The following is a 14,132-nucleotide window of genomic DNA, read 5'->3' as shown; positions in this document are numbered from 1 at the left end:
ATGCGGTCTGCCGTAGCTGCTGCCACGCTCATCAGCGCCTGCCTGCCGCTGCTTGCTTCTGCGCAAGCCACCTGCTCCAGCGACGGTCAACCCCGGCCTGTCGCCGTGCTCGAACGCTTCATCAGCGCCGATTGCGAGGCCTGCTGGGGCGAGCCGAACACGCCTGCGCCGTCGGCGCAGTCCGCTGCACTGGTCATCGACTGGATCGTGCCGACCGCCGCAGGCGACGATGCCCCACTGTCGGCAGCGGCCACCAACGATGCGCTGGCACGTTTGCAGGCGCTGGGGCGCAGCGTGCCGACGCGATCGGATGTGCACATCGCCACCACCGAAGCCCCCGCGCCCGGCCGGCTGCGCGTGGCCCACGGGTTGCCGTTCAATGACTATCTCGGTGCGGCGATTTCGCTCACCCCACCACGGGGCGGCTCGCAGCGCGGTGCAGCCGAGGGCCCCTGGACGTTCAACCTGCTGATGGTGGAGTCGATCCCTGCAGGCGCCGAAGGCACCGCGGTAGCGCGCAATGTGGTGCGCAATCTGCTGCAGGGCACATGGGACGGGCGCAACCAGCTATCAAAAAAGGAGCGTTCGGGTTGGAAGGAGATTCGCCCCATGCGCATCCCCGAAGGCTCGCAGCCAGAGCGCTTGCGCATGGTGGGCTGGGTGCAGGACGCTCAGGGGCGCATGGTGGCGGCTGCACAGTCCGCCTGCCGCTGACCCCAACGCGGTGGCCGCCCAAAGGGCCGACCCTGCGACCTGAAAGCAGCAAGGCCATACCGGTCATACCCGCATCGTTATAACGTGCACTGAACAGGCGGGTAGAATCAATCACCGGGCCCAAGTTTCTTGACGCCCGGTTTTTTTGTGCCCGCGCAGTGCGGGGTTCGGAGCGGCCACCACGGCCCCGCCCACAAACCAAGCCGGGGCAAGCCAAGCGCCCACCGCAGCAAAAATCGTTTTGCTGCGTCCTTTGATGGAGCTTGGAATCTCATGGAAATCTTCGACTACGACAATGTTCTGCTGCTGCCCCGCAAGTGCCTCGTCGAGAGCCGCTCGGAGTGCAATGCCAGCGTGGAGCTGGGCGGGCGCTCGTTCCGGCTGCCGGTGGTGCCGTCCAACATGAAGACGGTGGTGGACGAAAAGATCTGCACCTGGATGGCGAAAAACGGCTACTTCTACGTGATGCACCGCTTCGACCTGGACAATGTCCAGTTCGTGAAGGACATGCATGCGCAGGGCTGCTACGCCTCCATCTCGCTGGGCGTGAAGCAGCCCGACTACGACACCGTGGACCAGCTGGTGGCCCTGGGCCTGACGCCCGAGTACATCACCATCGACATCGCGCACGGCCACGCCGACAGCGTGAAGAACATGATCGGCTACCTCAAGCAGCACCTGCCCAAGGCTTTCGTGATTGCCGGCAACGTGGCCACGCCCGAGGCCGTGATCGACCTGGAAAACTGGGGCGCCGACGCGACCAAGGTGGGCGTGGGCCCGGGCAAGGTGTGCATCACCAAGCTCAAGACCGGCTTTGGCACGGGCGGCTGGCAGCTGTCGGCCTTGAAGTGGTGCGCGCGCGTGGCCACCAAGCCCATCATTGCCGACGGCGGCATCCGCAGCCATGGCGACATCGCCAAGAGCATCCGCTTTGGCGCCAGCATGGTGATGATCGGCTCGCTGTTCGCCGGCCACGAAGAATCGCCCGGCCAGACCGTCGAGGTCGATGGCGCGCTGTTCAAGGAGTACTACGGCTCTGCCAGCGACTTCAACAAGGGCGAGTACAAGCACGTCGAAGGCAAGCGCATCCTGGAGCCGGTGAAGGGCCAACTGGCCAACACGCTCATCGAGATGGAGCAGGACGTTCAAAGCTCCATCAGCTACGCCGGCGGCAAGAAGCTGATGGACATCCGCAAGGTCAACTACGTGATCCTGGGCGGCGACAACGCGGGCGAGCACCTGCTGATGTAGCCGCCAGGCCGCGGACCGCCGGCCCTACATCCGCAACAGGTTCTGCGCCATGTGGTGCAGGTCCTTGCCCGGCTGGGCCAGCGTGTCGAGGATGCTGAAGTGGTGCAGCCCCGGCAATATCTGGCAGCGGGGCACCGAATGCTCGCCCCAGGACTGCAGCACCAGGCCGTTCTGGCGGCGAAACTCTTCGCTCTCGTCGCCGCCGGCCACGCAGTACAGAATGCCGTGCTCCGGCGCCAGCAGGCGCGAGGGGCTGTCCTGCAGCACGTGCTGATCGGTCAGGTGTAAGGCGTCCTGCAGGAACGGTGTGTGCTTGAGCGGCTCCAGGTCATGCACGCCCGAGATCGACAGCGCACTGCGCACCAGCCCGTCGGGCAGGCCGTTGCCGATCAGCGACCACACGCTGGTCAGCATCATGGCAGCCAGGTGCCCGCCCGCCGAGTGCCCGGCCACCGTGATGCGCCGCGGGTCGCCCCCATGGCCCGTGATGCTGCGCGCCACCCACGCCACCGCCTTTTCCATCTGCCGCACGATGTGCGGGATGGTCACCGGCGCCTCGGGCGTGCCGGGGCACAGTGCGTAGTTCACCACCACCACACAAAAACCCGCCTGCGTGAACGGCGGCGCGATGAAGGAATGATCGGACTTGTCGAGCGCGCGCCAGTACCCCCCATGGATGAACACCAGCACCGGCACACCGCCCGGCGCGGTGCGCGCCGCGGGGAAGATGTCCAGCGTCTCGCGCACTCCGGTGCCGTACGCCACATCCAGCACACAGGGCTGGCTGGCACGCACGTCGGCGGACGTCTTCGCCCAGCGCTGCAGGTAATCCATGTGGTCGGGCACCAGCGCGCGGTTGTTGTACATGCGCTCCAGCCAGGCGGGGTCGTTCAGGGGCAGGCTCATGGATGTGTCTCCTTTTTTGTGCTGCGGAATCATCTGGGCAATCGGGCCGGGCTGCAAGCTCCGTGACAGGGACGCGCACCAAAAAGGACCATGATGTCCAGAGAGACAACATCAGAGAATGATCAGAGGATGGACAGCGCCATGACCACCACCCCGCCACTTCCACAGCTTCCACGGCTTCGCATCGCCGTCCTCGGCATTGGCATGATGGGCCGCCCCATGGCGCGCCGCCTGCGCGAAGCGGGCCACCAGGTCCACGCCTGGAACCGCACCCGCGCCAAGGCCGAGCCCCTGGCCGCGTTCGGCATCACCGTGCATGACACCCCTGCCAGCGCCGTCCAGCATGCCGACATCGTGGTCAGCCTGCTGGAAAATGGCCCCGTGGTCGGGCAGGTGCTTTTCGACACCGGCGCTGCCAGCGCCATGCGCAAAGGCGCGCTCTTCATCGACATGGCGTCCATCCAGCCCCGCGAAGCCCGCGACCACGCCGCCCGCCTGGGCGAGATGGGCCTCACGCACCTGGACGCCCCCGTCTCCGGCGGCACCGTGGGTGCCGAAAACGGCACCCTGGCCATCCTGGTCGGCGGGCGGCCCGAAGACTTCGCCCGCGGCCAACCCGTGTTCGAGGCGCTTGGCCGTGCCACCCACGTCGGCCCACACGGTGCGGGCCAATTGACCAAGCTGGCCAACCAGATGATCGTGGGCATCACCATCGGCGCCGTGGCCGAAGCGCTGCTGTTCGCCGCCAAGGGCGGCGCCGACATGGCCAAGGTGCGCGAAGCCATCAGCGGCGGCTTTGCCGACAGCCGCATCCTGCAGCTGCACGGCCAGCGCATGGTCGAGCGCGATTTCGCCCCCCGCGGCCGCATGGCGGTGCAGCTCAAGGACATGCGCAACGCCCTGGCCACCGCCGGCGAGATCGGCTTCGACGCCCCCATCACCGCACTCTTCGAAAACCTGTACGCCGAAGGCGTGGAACACGGCCTGGGCGAACTGGACCACAGCGGCCTGTTCATCGAGCTGGCCAGCCGCAACGCGCAGCAATAATTTTTGGCACCACTTGCAAAGTGCTGAAAAACTAGTGCATAATTCGAGGCTCTGCAGCAATGCAGACAGATTTACGAAAAGTTTGGGTTCTTAGCTCAGTTGGTAGAGCAGCGGACTCTTAATCCGTAGGTCGAGTGTTCGAGTCACTCAGGACCCACCAAACTTAGGCCGCATGGCCAGAAAAGCCGCAGCTATCAAAATGGTAGCAGCGGCTTTTTTCTTTGGCGCGGATATGTGATGTTTATGTGGCCGTCTCATATCCATCCATTAGTGCTGGCGAGTCGACGAGGGCTCGCGCAGAGGCCAACGGCCCCTGCCGTCCGCCGCCTCACTCTTGCGCGTACGATGGCCGGAGAGCTACAACGGCCTTCTGGATCGCAGCTCGCACCGCAGGCCTGTCAATAAGCTCTCCGCAGTGCATTACTGGCAACGCTTTGGACCTCATAGGATTCGACTCGTCACGCGTCATCGGGATCTTGTCTTGAGCACTCTCACGCTTTACTTGCTCTGAAATCTCCGCTAGGGCATCAAAATCGCCTTTCATACGCTGAACGATGACGGACGCCCAAGCATCACCTTGATCTTTGACATACTCGTTCGTTTGTTGAGCTAGGCAGCTAGCTATTGCATAGCTTTCAATGTCCCGCTGAACAGCCGGCCGCGACGCTCTCGCATCCCCACGTGGGGCACATCCAGTGAGAGCTGATACCGACAAGACGAAAATCAAAAGCATCAAGTGATCTCTCAAAATTTACCTCGTGGTTTAAAGGATCGACATTAGTTCGAAAAAATTATCATGCTCTGGTTATCGGGATCAACCCCATTCCAAAGTGCAATGTATACCTTTGCTTCAGCCCAGTTGACGCTAAAAGCAATAATTTTGAATGGCGTGAGAAGGCCGGTCGCTGACAGCCAAGCTACCGCCATTTCGATCGCTTCAGGAGCAAGCCAACAGACACTCAATGCACGGTGTTCGCTGCCAAGCCGGAACGTACGAAGCCGCGATTGGGGCCAGTGGTGAAAGTGCGCCTGCTTACCCCTGCTCGCGCCATAGATCGCTCTTCATCGCGAAGTGGTACTACGTGTCACGACATCAAAATCCGGCACAACCCATCATGTCGCCCGCCGGCAAGGCAGTGCCAGAGCTCATGAGTGCGGTTATTTGGGGTAGCAAGATGGCTGGATACACCAACACATGTTCGTAAAAAAAGCCACCAATGAGGTGGCTTTCGGGATCTGCGAGTGACTACGCCATATTCAGAGGTCCCATTCAACAATCACTTGGACGACTGGACCTGACCAGACAAGGTATCCAAGCGTCTGCAACACAAATTGAAATACTCCCTTGCCCTGGCAACTGCCTTTGATTTATCGGACTCACTCATCGTTTCTGGTAGTTGTACGTCAGGGATATCCATGTCAAATGAAGATGCATCTGGACGTTGAAACATTACCATTTTCCATGCTGCCGCTGCGATTGGATCATTCAACCCGTAGCGATCTGTACTGGTCACGATATATGCTTGGCTAACGGCCAATCGGTTTCCAGTCATTGCCAACTCAAGCATTTGTTCTGCCGCAGTCTTTACTTCGGCCGGGGTAGGACGCTTTTCAATTGTGCCAGTCGACGATTCGGAGGTTTTCAAATCTGCCAAAAGAATCTTGGACCCTAGATAGGTACGAGCTCCGGGATCACCTGCCTCGGCGGCCTCATTCATCAATGCTTCAATTTTCTCGTACTCATCTTTCTTTATGTCTTTGCAACGAATTCTTTGCACTTCACGCATAAAGATGAATGACTCAACACTCGGGTTATTTGGCATTTGAGCTGTGAGCTCTGCAATTGGGTTTTGTAAAGCGTCGACAGAATTAATATAATCCTGACAAAAAATTAAAAAATTTGCCCGATCAAATGAAGGATGCCCGCTTCTAGGCAGGGGTATTTTTGCAAATTCAGCAGGATCCATTTTCGAATACGCACCACTCGGCATAGCCGCATAACTCCACGCGGCGTTGTTGACTTCACGCTCAACGGAAGGCGCACGCGCCATGACACCAGCCCGACTCTCACCAGAATTTTTGTGAATTTCAGGCTCTTCTCTGGTGAGTATTAATAGAGTACTGATTAAAACCGCACCAAAAAGAAAGGCGGCAATCGCTTTACGGTATATTGGAGTCATGACGCGCATTGCTGTTGTTATTTAGGTTTTAATGAGTCGGCCAATTTGCTGTATGAGAAAGTAATTGGTATCACCAAAATACAAGGCATCTTTTGCGGCTTCGGAAATTTTGGTTGCACTTTTCGCCATTTCAATTGATAGATGCATGCATCGTGCCGCAATGAGACCAATTCCACCAGAACCGCCCTCATCGCAGTAAAGGGCATGATATTCTCTTTTGGCCTTATCCAACTCCGATTGATGAAAAGCTATATTGCGGAACGTAACTCTCGCCGACTCAGTCGATGCAGTAATCCTCGACGCAGCAGTTTTGAGATCATCCAAATCAGTGGCATTCATCGAATAATTTATATAGTTCTGAGCCTTACGAATCTCTAAATCCATACGCCCAAAGATACTGGGAGCAACCCAATTGCAAGCTGAGGCAACAGAAGTAACCCCAGCCGCCTTAATAATTGCTTTAATATGAGATGAGGCAGACGGATCACTAACTGGCTTCCAGTTGGCTAAAACTGCGGCAGTGCCTGACCCGCAAAGTGTGGTAAAGGCTGCAGTAGTCACATCGCCTTCACTGGCGCCAGTCAGTGCAAGCGCCACGGTATTGATTGCACCGACAGATCCCCAACCCGCAAAAGAACGCCAGTCGAACAATTCGGTAAAGGCTCTTGGAAAAGTCCAGAAGCCACTGATAGAATAATGTGGATCTGGAGTGACGGCGATACTAGGCGTAGGCAGAACCGCTAAAGTTGCAATGGCACTCATTGAAAGCCCCACTGCAATTTTCTTCATTGTCATCTTGATAGGCATTTCGATCCTTTCGGTTGGCTATCACGGCTGGATTGATGCGCTGACGAGCTAGCCGGACACTCGCAGTAGAAAATATTCTATGGAATTTTTTGCACCATGAAATTGCGCAGTAGACCGCCAATAAAACCGAATACACCAAAAATTTTGCAGCATTTGCAACACATACCAAGTTGAACCATTTTCTCTGCAACAATTTGAATTACTTTGAAATCCATCCAGCTACATGAATTTGCCTCGCAGCAAGAGTTAGTCAGACTTGCGCCAACCATTGGGGCACTACGCATCTTTAATATGCACACACATTAAACCAATCACAATGTACTAGACAAAAATCTAACAAACAAGGGTAAACACTTATAGACACTCAATTTGCGCGATAAGAAATGATCAAGTCTTGTCTTGTTGTGTGCCGAAAAAGCGAAGATGAAATTCTGAGTCAAATTTATTGGAGCCTTGCATGGCCATGAGCACCGCTAGAGCAGTGACTCGTCACCTGAGCTTTGCTATTCGTGCACCATTGAGAATCGAAACGCCATTGGGGAAAATATCTCTCAAAGAAATCATAGGCACCTTGAAAAATAAAGATTTTGTTTATCAACAAGCTGATATACTTCGGGCAAAACGGTCACAGAAATAATTATTAACTCAAAGTACAAGAGAAACTCGATTATTCTTGCGGCTGAGATATTTGATGCGAAAAGTCGATATATCCAGCCGTAACGCCATCCAGCGACCGCCTTCATGCCTCTCCACCCGGAAGTCAACTGTCATATTCACCCAGCACTCATGCAGCAATCGCTGTGCATGAACGGCAAGAAGGTTGCGGTCAATCACGTTCCAACCCGTCAACATTCACGTGTCGTTCGTGATCTACCATTTTTGGTGGACTACCATTGCCTGCTGTCTACAGTCTCCGCACGCGCCGGGCAAAACATTGCCTGCCTGAGTAGCGAATGTCATCCGATCCCTGCCGGGTCCTTGATGCACAAGGCAGCACTTGCACAGCCCCGCCCTACTTTTTGTACACACCACCCAGGAGATCCCGCCATGCCATCACCGCTGCACCGACGCAAAGCCTTGCTCATCGGGGCCAGTGCGTTGACGCCGGCGCTTTGGTCGGCTGCACGCGCGCAGCCTGCCCCCAACGCTGCGCCGGTCCCGTCGCTGCCCAAAGGTGGGCATTGGCCGGACTGGGACACGTTCAAGGCGCAGTTCGTGAGCGGCGAAGGGCGCGTGATTTCTGACGACGGAGAAGGTGGGCGCACTTATTCGGAGGGGCAGTCCTATGGGCTGTTCTTTGCACTGGTGGCCAATGACCGCAAGGGCTTCGATACGCTGCTGCGGTGGACCGAGAACAACCTGTGCGGTGGCGACCTGGGCGCCCGCCTGTCCGCGTGGCTGTGGGGCAAGCGCCCGGACGGGAGCTGGGGCGTGATCGACAGCAATGCGGCGTCGGACGCCGATATCTGGATTGCGTACGTGCTGGGCGAGGCTGCGCGGCTGTGGAAAGAGCCGCGCTACCACGCACTGGGCGCGCGCCTGGCGCAGCGCATCGTGGCCGAAGAAACGGCGGACATCCCCGCGCTGGGCTTGAGCCTGTTGCCCGCGCCGCGCGGCTTTACCGAGGGCGAGGGCCGCTGGAAGCTCAACCCCAGCTACATGCCGCTGCAGGTGATGCAGCGGCTGGCCACGCTGTACCCACAACAGCCCGCGTGGAAGCAACTGGCGCAAAGCTCCGAGAAGATCATCGTGGGGTCGTCCCCCAAGGGCTACACCCCCGACTGGACGCTGTATGACGCGCAACAAGGCTTCCTCGTCGACGAGAAGGGCAAGGAAAAGGGCCAGGGTGGCTACAACGCCATCCGCGTCTACCTGTGGGCGGGCATGCTGGCACCCGGTGCTGCAGGCCGCAAAGCGGTGCTCGCAGCGCTGGCCCCCATGGCGCGGTATGTGCGCGAACAAGGCCACCCGCCGGAGGCTGTTGATGTGCTCACAGGACAAGGCTCCGGCCCCGGCCCGGCCGGGTTCTCTGCGGCCCTGCTGCCGTTCTTGCAAGCGCAAGGGGATGACAGTGCACTGAAGGCGCAGCGCAGTCGGCTGGCTGCCACGCCCATCCGGCCCACGGCCTACTACGAGCAAACACTCTCGCTATTTGGGCAAGGCTGGATGGACGGCTGGTACAGGTTTTCTGCTTCGGGGCAGCTCACGCCCCAAAAGCGCAAAGCTTCGTGAACGTGAACTGTTGCGTGAGGCCTTGCTGCTGCGTCGCGCCCAGGGCGTCGGCCTCCTCGTCGCCGCTCTGACGCCTTAAGATCGTACTCCCCGCACGCGCATCCACACACAGTGCCCACAAGGCATGCATTGCCCGTGACGCCACCCACCCGCCCTGCCCCATGAATCCCAACGCCCAATCGCTCTGGCGCGCCCCGCAATGGGCCCTGGCCGCCCTGCTCGCCGTCCTGGGCATGCTGGGTCCGTTCTCCATCGACACGTACATCCCCGCCTTCACCGGCATCGCGACGGCACTGGGCGCCACGCCGGTGGAAATGCAGCAGACCCTGTCGGCGTACCTCTTCGGCTTTGCGTTCATGAACCTGTTCCACGGCGCGCTGGCGGACAGCTTTGGACGGCGGCCGGTGGTGCTGTGCGGCATTGCGATGTTCACCATCGCTTCGGCGGGTTGCGCGCTGTCGCAGAGCATCGGGCAACTCATCGCCTTCCGGGCGCTGCAGGGCCTGTCCACGGGCGCGGGCATCGTGGTGTCGCGGGCGGTGATCCGCGACATGTTCCCGCCCGCGCGAGCCCAACAGGTGATGAGCCAGGTCACGATCTATTTCGGGGTGGCCCCGGCGATTGCGCCCATCGTGGGCGGCTGGCTGTTCGTGCACACGGGCTGGCACAGCATCTTCTGGTTTCTGACCCTGGTGGGCGTGGTGCTGTGGGTCGCCAACTTCAAGCTGCTGCCCGAAACCCTGCACGCCGACCTGCGCCAGCCCTTCAACGTACCGCACCTGATGCGCGGCTACTGGCAACTGGGCTCGAGCCCGCGCTTTGTGCTGCTGGCGCTGGCCAGCGGCGTGCCGTTCAATGGCATGTTCCTGTACGTGCTGGCGGCTCCGGCGTTCCTGGGCGAGCATCTGGCACTGGCGCCCACGCAGTTCTTTTGGTTCTTTATCCTCACCATCTCGGGGATCATGGGCGGCGCCTGGCTCAGCGGGCGTTTGGCGGGCAAGATCGCGCCCAAGCGGCAGATCCGGCATGGGTTCGTGATCATGTTCACCGTGGCGGTGCTGAATCTTGCCGCCAACCTGCTGTTTCCGGTGCATGTGGCGTGGGCGCTGGCGCCCATCGCCGTTTTTTCTTTTGGCTGGGCGCTGATGGTGCCGGTGGTGACACTGCTGGTGCTCGACCTGTACCCGGAGCGGCGCGGCATGGCGTCGTCGATGCAGGCTTTCGTGGGCTCCACTGCCAATGGACTGGTCGCGGGTGTCATCGTGCCGTTGGTGATGCACTCCACCGTGCTGCTGGCGCTGTCATCGCTGTTGATGATGTGCGTGGGCTTGGTCGCGTGGATGGTGCTGCACCACCGCTGGCCCGAGATCGGCCGCGCGCCGGCGGCCGGATGACGGCCTGCTGCGGCTGGGCATGAGCTCAGCAGCGCGCAAGCCCACAGCAGCAGCGCTGCTTCCCCGCAGGGGTCAGCCAGCACCGTCCCTGCCCAACTGCCGCCGGTCCACACTCTTGTCCTGGTAGTAGCGCAGCTTCTCGGCGTACATGGCTTGGTCCGCACGGTGGATGGTGGCCTCCACCGCGTCGCCCGAGCGGCATGACGCCACCCCCATCGCCAGGCTGAGCGGCTGGCCCGGATAGAACTGATTGTTCAGGTCCACCATCGACAGGATGCGGTCCTGCAATGCAAACGCACTGCGCTCATCCATGCCCGGCAGTAGCACGGTGAATTCATCTCCGCCGATGCGCGCCGCGCAGGCGGGCAGGTCGACCGCTTTCGCCAGCACCTCGCCCACCCGCCGCAGCATGGAGTCGCCCGCTGCGTGGCCTTGCTCATCGTTCACCACCTTCAGGCCATTGAGGTCGATGGCGATGATCGACAGCGGCCACGGCCCCTTGCGGGTGATGCGGTTGAGCTCCTCGGCGTAGAACGCGCGGTTGCGCAGCTGGGTGAGCACATCGTGCTTGCCCAGGTATTCGAGGTATGCCTCGGCCTTCTTGCGGGCGGTGATGTCCACCAGCGACAGCAGCACCAGCCCCCAGTCGGCCAGGTGGTCGGCCAGCACCGAGAACTGCATGTGGATGTGCACGGCGTCGCCCGAGAGCGCGTAGTTGACCACCTCGCGCTGCTGGAAGGTCTTGCCCTCCCACAGGTCGATCAGCTGTTCGGCGAAGGATTCGTGCATCTCTCCGCGAAACACTCGGCCGATGTTGTTGAGCAGCATGTCCTTGCTGCTGGCGCCGAACATGCGCAGGGTTTGCTGGTTCACGTCGATGACACGAATCTCCTGCATGCAGCGCGACACGAACTCGGGGTGCACGGTGATGAAGGTCTTGAAGTCGTCGATGCCCTGGGCCCGCACGCCATCGAGCAGGCTTTTGACGGCGCTGAAATCCTCCACCCACAGCGACACGGGCGAATGCTCGAACAGGTCCCTGGCGTATTGCTCGCTGCGCCGCAACCGGCTGGCGCCGCGCACCTGGGCCGTGATGTCTTCGAGCGACAGCAGCACGCGCGCCCAGCTGTCTTCGTAGCCGGGCAGGATGCGCCCGCGAATCTGCACATCCAGGCGCCGGCCGTCGAGCGCGTAGTTGACGCTCTGGTTCGAAAACTCCTGCTCTCCCGCCCACAGAGCCGCCAGCTCGTGCGTCAACGCGTCGTGCATGTCGTCCCTAAAGACCTTGTCGAGGTTTGCCAACAGGGCGTCCTGGCTGTCGGCAGCAAACAGCTCCAGGGTGCGCCGGTTGACCTGCAGCACCTTGAAGGCAGCGCTGCATTGCCGCACACGGGCGGGATCTTGCGCCAGGTGAGCGCGCAGGTCGGTGACGCCTTCAGCGCGCCAGCTGTCAAAAAGCTGCTTCACGGCGCTGTAGTCCTCGACCCAGAGCGAGACCGGCGCAAGGTCGAACATGTGCTCAAAGTCCGCGACTGAAGATAAAGAAGACGACACAACAGATTCCTCCGAAGCCATTATTGTCGAGCCGCCCTCACCTTCTGCAGGCCTTCAGGCGGGTGCCAAAACAAAAAAGGCCAGCACCTTTCGGTACCAGCCTTTTCCTTGTGCATCCTGCTCGCGGCCTTCATCGGGCAGCGGATCAGAGCAAAGCTTGTCGATCAGCGAGCGGGGCGCGCAGGGCGCTTGCGCGCATCGTGGGCCACGAAAGGCTTGGCACCGCCACCAGCCGGCTTGGCAAAGCCAGGCTTGCTGCGGGGCGCGAAGTCACCACGCGGTGCACCGGCATCGGCACGGGGAGCGAACCCACCGCGGCCAGCGTCGCCAAAGCCAGGCTTGCGGCCAAAGCCTTCGCCATCACGGCGAGGGGCAAAACCGCGGTCATCACGGCCGCCAAAACCGCCGCCATTGTTGTCACCGCGGGGAGCGCCACCACGCGGGGCATCACGACCGGCAAAGCCGCCGCCGAAACCACCACCGAAGCCGCCACGGTCGTTGCCGTTGCCACGTGCCGGGCCGCCGAACTTGCGGTCACGGCTGTCGCGGTCGTAACCACCGCCGGGGCGGCCACGGCCACTGAAATCACCACCAGCGCGGGGAGCCTGTGGCGGGCGCTGCGAAGGCTCCATGCCAGGGATCACTTCGGCCTTGAACTGCTGGCGGCTGTACGACTCAATGTCGTAGATCTTGCGGCGGTCGCGGAACTCGGCAAACGTGATGGCCAGGCCATCGCGGCCCGCACGGCCGGTACGGCCGATGCGGTGGGTGTAGTCTTCGGCCTTCATGGGCAGGCCGAAGTTGAACACGTGGGTGATCGTGGGCACGTCGATGCCGCGTGCAGCCACATCGGTCGCCACCAGAATCTGGACCTGACCGGCGCGCAGCGCCATCAAGCGGCGATTGCGCAGGCCCTGGCTCAGGGCGCCATGCAGCGCGACGGCCGAGAAGCCTTCTTGCTGCAGGTCGTTGGCCAAGCCGTCGCACTCCACCTGGGTGCTGGCGAACACGATGGCCTGGTTGATGCCGGTGTCACGCAGCCAGTGGTCCAGCAGCTTGCGCTTGTGCTGGGCGTTGTCGGCCCAGTACAGCATCTGCTTGATGTTGGCGTGCTTTTCCTGCGGCGAATCGATGGTGACCTTCTGCACACCCGAACCACCGTCGTGCATCACGCGCATGGCGAGCTGCTGGATGCGTGGCGCAAACGTGGCGCTGAACATCATGGTCTGCTTGCGCTGGGCGGTCAGCTGGTTCAGTTCGGCCAGGTCGTCCGAGAAGCCCAGGTCGAGCATGCGGTCGGCTTCGTCGACCACCAGGAACTGCACCTTGTCCAGCTTGATCTGCATCGAGCGCTGCAGGTCCAGCAGGCGGCCAGGGGTGGCCACCACGAGGTCGGCGTTCTGCAGCTTGGCGATCTGCAACTGGTAAGGCATGCCGCCCACCACGTTGGCAACGCGCAGGCCGCGGCAATGCTTGACCAGGTCGATGGCGTCGTGCGCCACTTGCTGCGCCAGTTCACGCGTGGGGCAAAGGATCAGGGCGCCAGGGGTGGCAGCCTTGAAGTTGCGCGAGCTGGTGGGGTCCTTGCGCTTGGCACGCTTGGGAGCGGGTTCACCGCGCTCAGCGGCTTCGGCCACAGAACGCTCGAAAGCGGCGCGTTCTTCGGCTTCGGCAGCGGCTTGCTGGTTGATCAGCGTGTGCAGCACGGGCAGCAGGAAGGCGGCCGTCTTGCCGGAGCCGGTCTGGCTGGAGACCATCAAGTCGATGAACTTGGTGGCATCGTTGCCGCCGCCCATGGCCAGGGGGATGGCCTTGAGCTGCACGCTGGTGGGCTGGGTGTAGCCCAGATCAGCCACGGCCTGAACGAGTTCAGGGGCCAGGCCCAGTTCGACGAAGCCGTTGGGCTCAGCCGTCACGGCCACGTCGGCTTCAGCGGACACAATGTCTGCCACGGCGTCGAGGGGGGAGGACTGCACGGAAATGTCGGCAGCAAAGGAAGTATCTGCAGGCGCGAATTCGCCCTGCACCAAGGAGGTGTCAGTCATGA

12 protein-coding genes and 1 tRNA gene are annotated in these 14,132 nt (G+C 60.9%); 7 read left to right on the top strand and 6 right to left on the bottom strand.

Annotation, left to right across the window (positions count from 1 at the left end; genetic code table 11):
* Both ACSQ3N_RS07730 and ACSQ3N_RS07725 read left to right on the top strand, forming a co-directional pair.
* Nucleotides 1-714, top strand: coding sequence for a hypothetical protein (locus tag ACSQ3N_RS07730; protein WP_056161930.1), 714 nt, complete (start codon nt 1-3; stop codon nt 712-714).
* A 273-nt stretch (nt 715-987) separates the two neighbouring features.
* A complete protein-coding gene (locus tag ACSQ3N_RS07725; RefSeq protein ID WP_056161928.1) occupies nt 988-1,965 on the top strand; it encodes a GMP reductase in 978 nt (325 codons plus the stop codon).
* 24 nt (nt 1,966-1,989) lie between these two features.
* Here ACSQ3N_RS07725 and ACSQ3N_RS07720 read toward each other — a convergent pair whose 3' ends face one another.
* Nucleotides 1,990-2,871, bottom strand: coding sequence for an alpha/beta hydrolase (locus tag ACSQ3N_RS07720; RefSeq protein WP_056162586.1), 882 nt, complete (start codon nt 2,869-2,871; stop codon nt 1,990-1,992).
* A gap of 129 nt (nt 2,872-3,000) precedes the next feature.
* Between ACSQ3N_RS07720 and ACSQ3N_RS07715 the strand changes: the two genes are divergently transcribed.
* Complete coding sequence (locus tag ACSQ3N_RS07715) at nt 3,001-3,918, top strand: NAD(P)-dependent oxidoreductase (protein ID WP_369817098.1); 918 nt, start codon at nt 3,001-3,003, stop codon at nt 3,916-3,918.
* Nucleotides 3,919-4,002: 84 nt separating this feature from the next.
* Nucleotides 4,003-4,078: transfer RNA gene (locus tag ACSQ3N_RS07710), tRNA-Lys, on the top strand.
* Nucleotides 4,079-5,195: 1,117 nt separating this feature from the next.
* On the opposite strand, the gene ACSQ3N_RS07705 is transcribed toward ACSQ3N_RS07710, so the two are convergent.
* Both ACSQ3N_RS07705 and ACSQ3N_RS07700 read right to left on the bottom strand, forming a co-directional pair.
* On the bottom strand, nt 5,196-6,098 hold the full coding sequence (locus ACSQ3N_RS07705) for a hypothetical protein (protein WP_436145994.1): 903 nt from the start codon (nt 6,096-6,098) through the stop codon (nt 5,196-5,198).
* A gap of 21 nt (nt 6,099-6,119) precedes the next feature.
* Nucleotides 6,120-6,905 carry a hypothetical protein gene (locus ACSQ3N_RS07700; RefSeq protein WP_156371843.1) on the bottom strand — a complete coding sequence of 262 codons (786 nt, stop codon included), beginning with the start codon at nt 6,903-6,905 and terminating at the stop codon, nt 6,120-6,122.
* Nucleotides 6,906-7,362: 457 nt separating this feature from the next.
* On the opposite strand from ACSQ3N_RS07700, the gene ACSQ3N_RS07695 reads away from it, so the two are divergent.
* Nucleotides 7,363-7,542 carry a hypothetical protein gene (locus ACSQ3N_RS07695; RefSeq protein WP_156371841.1) on the top strand — a complete coding sequence of 60 codons (180 nt, stop codon included), beginning with the start codon at nt 7,363-7,365 and terminating at the stop codon, nt 7,540-7,542.
* Between the two features lie 8 nt (nt 7,543-7,550).
* Here the strand turns inward: ACSQ3N_RS07695 and ACSQ3N_RS07690 are convergent, their stop codons facing one another.
* On the bottom strand, nt 7,551-7,757 hold the full coding sequence (locus ACSQ3N_RS07690; RefSeq protein ID WP_436145993.1) for a hypothetical protein: 207 nt from the start codon (nt 7,755-7,757) through the stop codon (nt 7,551-7,553).
* 195 nt (nt 7,758-7,952) lie between these two features.
* Between ACSQ3N_RS07690 and bcsZ the strand changes: the two genes are divergently transcribed.
* Together bcsZ and ACSQ3N_RS07680 are read left to right on the top strand one after the other, a co-directional pair.
* Entirely contained in the window at nt 7,953-9,137 is a 1,185-nt protein-coding gene (gene bcsZ / locus ACSQ3N_RS07685; protein WP_056161926.1) for a cellulose synthase complex periplasmic endoglucanase BcsZ, read from the top strand.
* A gap of 161 nt (nt 9,138-9,298) precedes the next feature.
* Nucleotides 9,299-10,531, top strand: coding sequence for a multidrug effflux MFS transporter (locus ACSQ3N_RS07680; RefSeq protein ID WP_056161921.1), 1,233 nt, complete (start codon nt 9,299-9,301; stop codon nt 10,529-10,531).
* Between the two features lie 72 nt (nt 10,532-10,603).
* Here ACSQ3N_RS07680 and ACSQ3N_RS07675 read toward each other — a convergent pair whose 3' ends face one another.
* Entirely contained in the window at nt 10,604-12,085 is a 1,482-nt protein-coding gene (locus tag ACSQ3N_RS07675) for a sensor domain-containing diguanylate cyclase (protein WP_082516686.1), read from the bottom strand.
* A 164-nt stretch (nt 12,086-12,249) separates the two neighbouring features.
* The gene (locus tag ACSQ3N_RS07670) at nt 12,250-14,130 is read right to left on the bottom strand and encodes a DEAD/DEAH box helicase (RefSeq protein ID WP_056161918.1); all 1,881 of its coding nucleotides are present in this window, start codon (nt 14,128-14,130) and stop codon (nt 12,250-12,252) included.
* Nucleotides 14,131-14,132 lie beyond the last annotated feature (2 nt).

Source organism: Acidovorax sp. LjRoot194 (genome assembly GCF_964253015.1).
In the GTDB taxonomy this organism is placed as follows: Bacteria; Pseudomonadota; Gammaproteobacteria; order Burkholderiales; family Burkholderiaceae_C; genus Acidovorax.
Note: the sequence above shows the minus strand (reverse complement) of the source record. Positions and strands in the feature narration are given on the sequence as shown.

What these genes read in the sequence shown, in the direction of transcription:
- ACSQ3N_RS07700 (WP_156371843.1), bottom strand. Translation starts at nt 6,905, where the DNA reads ATGCCTATCAAGATGACAATGAAGAAAATTGCAGTGGGGCTTTCAATG.
- ACSQ3N_RS07705 (WP_436145994.1), bottom strand. Translation starts at nt 6,098, where the DNA reads ATGACTCCAATATACCGTAAAGCGATTGCCGCCTTTCTTTTTGGTGCG.
- ACSQ3N_RS07720 (WP_056162586.1), bottom strand. Translation starts at nt 2,871, where the DNA reads ATGAGCCTGCCCCTGAACGACCCCGCCTGGCTGGAGCGCATGTACAAC.
- ACSQ3N_RS07730 (WP_056161930.1), top strand. Translation starts at nt 1, where the DNA reads ATGCGGTCTGCCGTAGCTGCTGCCACGCTCATCAGCGCCTGCCTGCCG.
- ACSQ3N_RS07680 (WP_056161921.1), top strand. Translation starts at nt 9,299, where the DNA reads ATGAATCCCAACGCCCAATCGCTCTGGCGCGCCCCGCAATGGGCCCTG.
- ACSQ3N_RS07725 (WP_056161928.1), top strand. Translation starts at nt 988, where the DNA reads ATGGAAATCTTCGACTACGACAATGTTCTGCTGCTGCCCCGCAAGTGC.
- ACSQ3N_RS07715 (WP_369817098.1), top strand. Translation starts at nt 3,001, where the DNA reads ATGGACAGCGCCATGACCACCACCCCGCCACTTCCACAGCTTCCACGG.
- ACSQ3N_RS07690 (WP_436145993.1), bottom strand. Translation starts at nt 7,757, where the DNA reads ATGTTGACGGGTTGGAACGTGATTGACCGCAACCTTCTTGCCGTTCAT.
- ACSQ3N_RS07695 (WP_156371841.1), top strand. Translation starts at nt 7,363, where the DNA reads ATGGCCATGAGCACCGCTAGAGCAGTGACTCGTCACCTGAGCTTTGCT.
- bcsZ (WP_056161926.1), top strand. Translation starts at nt 7,953, where the DNA reads ATGCCATCACCGCTGCACCGACGCAAAGCCTTGCTCATCGGGGCCAGT.
- ACSQ3N_RS07670 (WP_056161918.1), bottom strand. Translation starts at nt 14,130, where the DNA reads ATGACTGACACCTCCTTGGTGCAGGGCGAATTCGCGCCTGCAGATACT.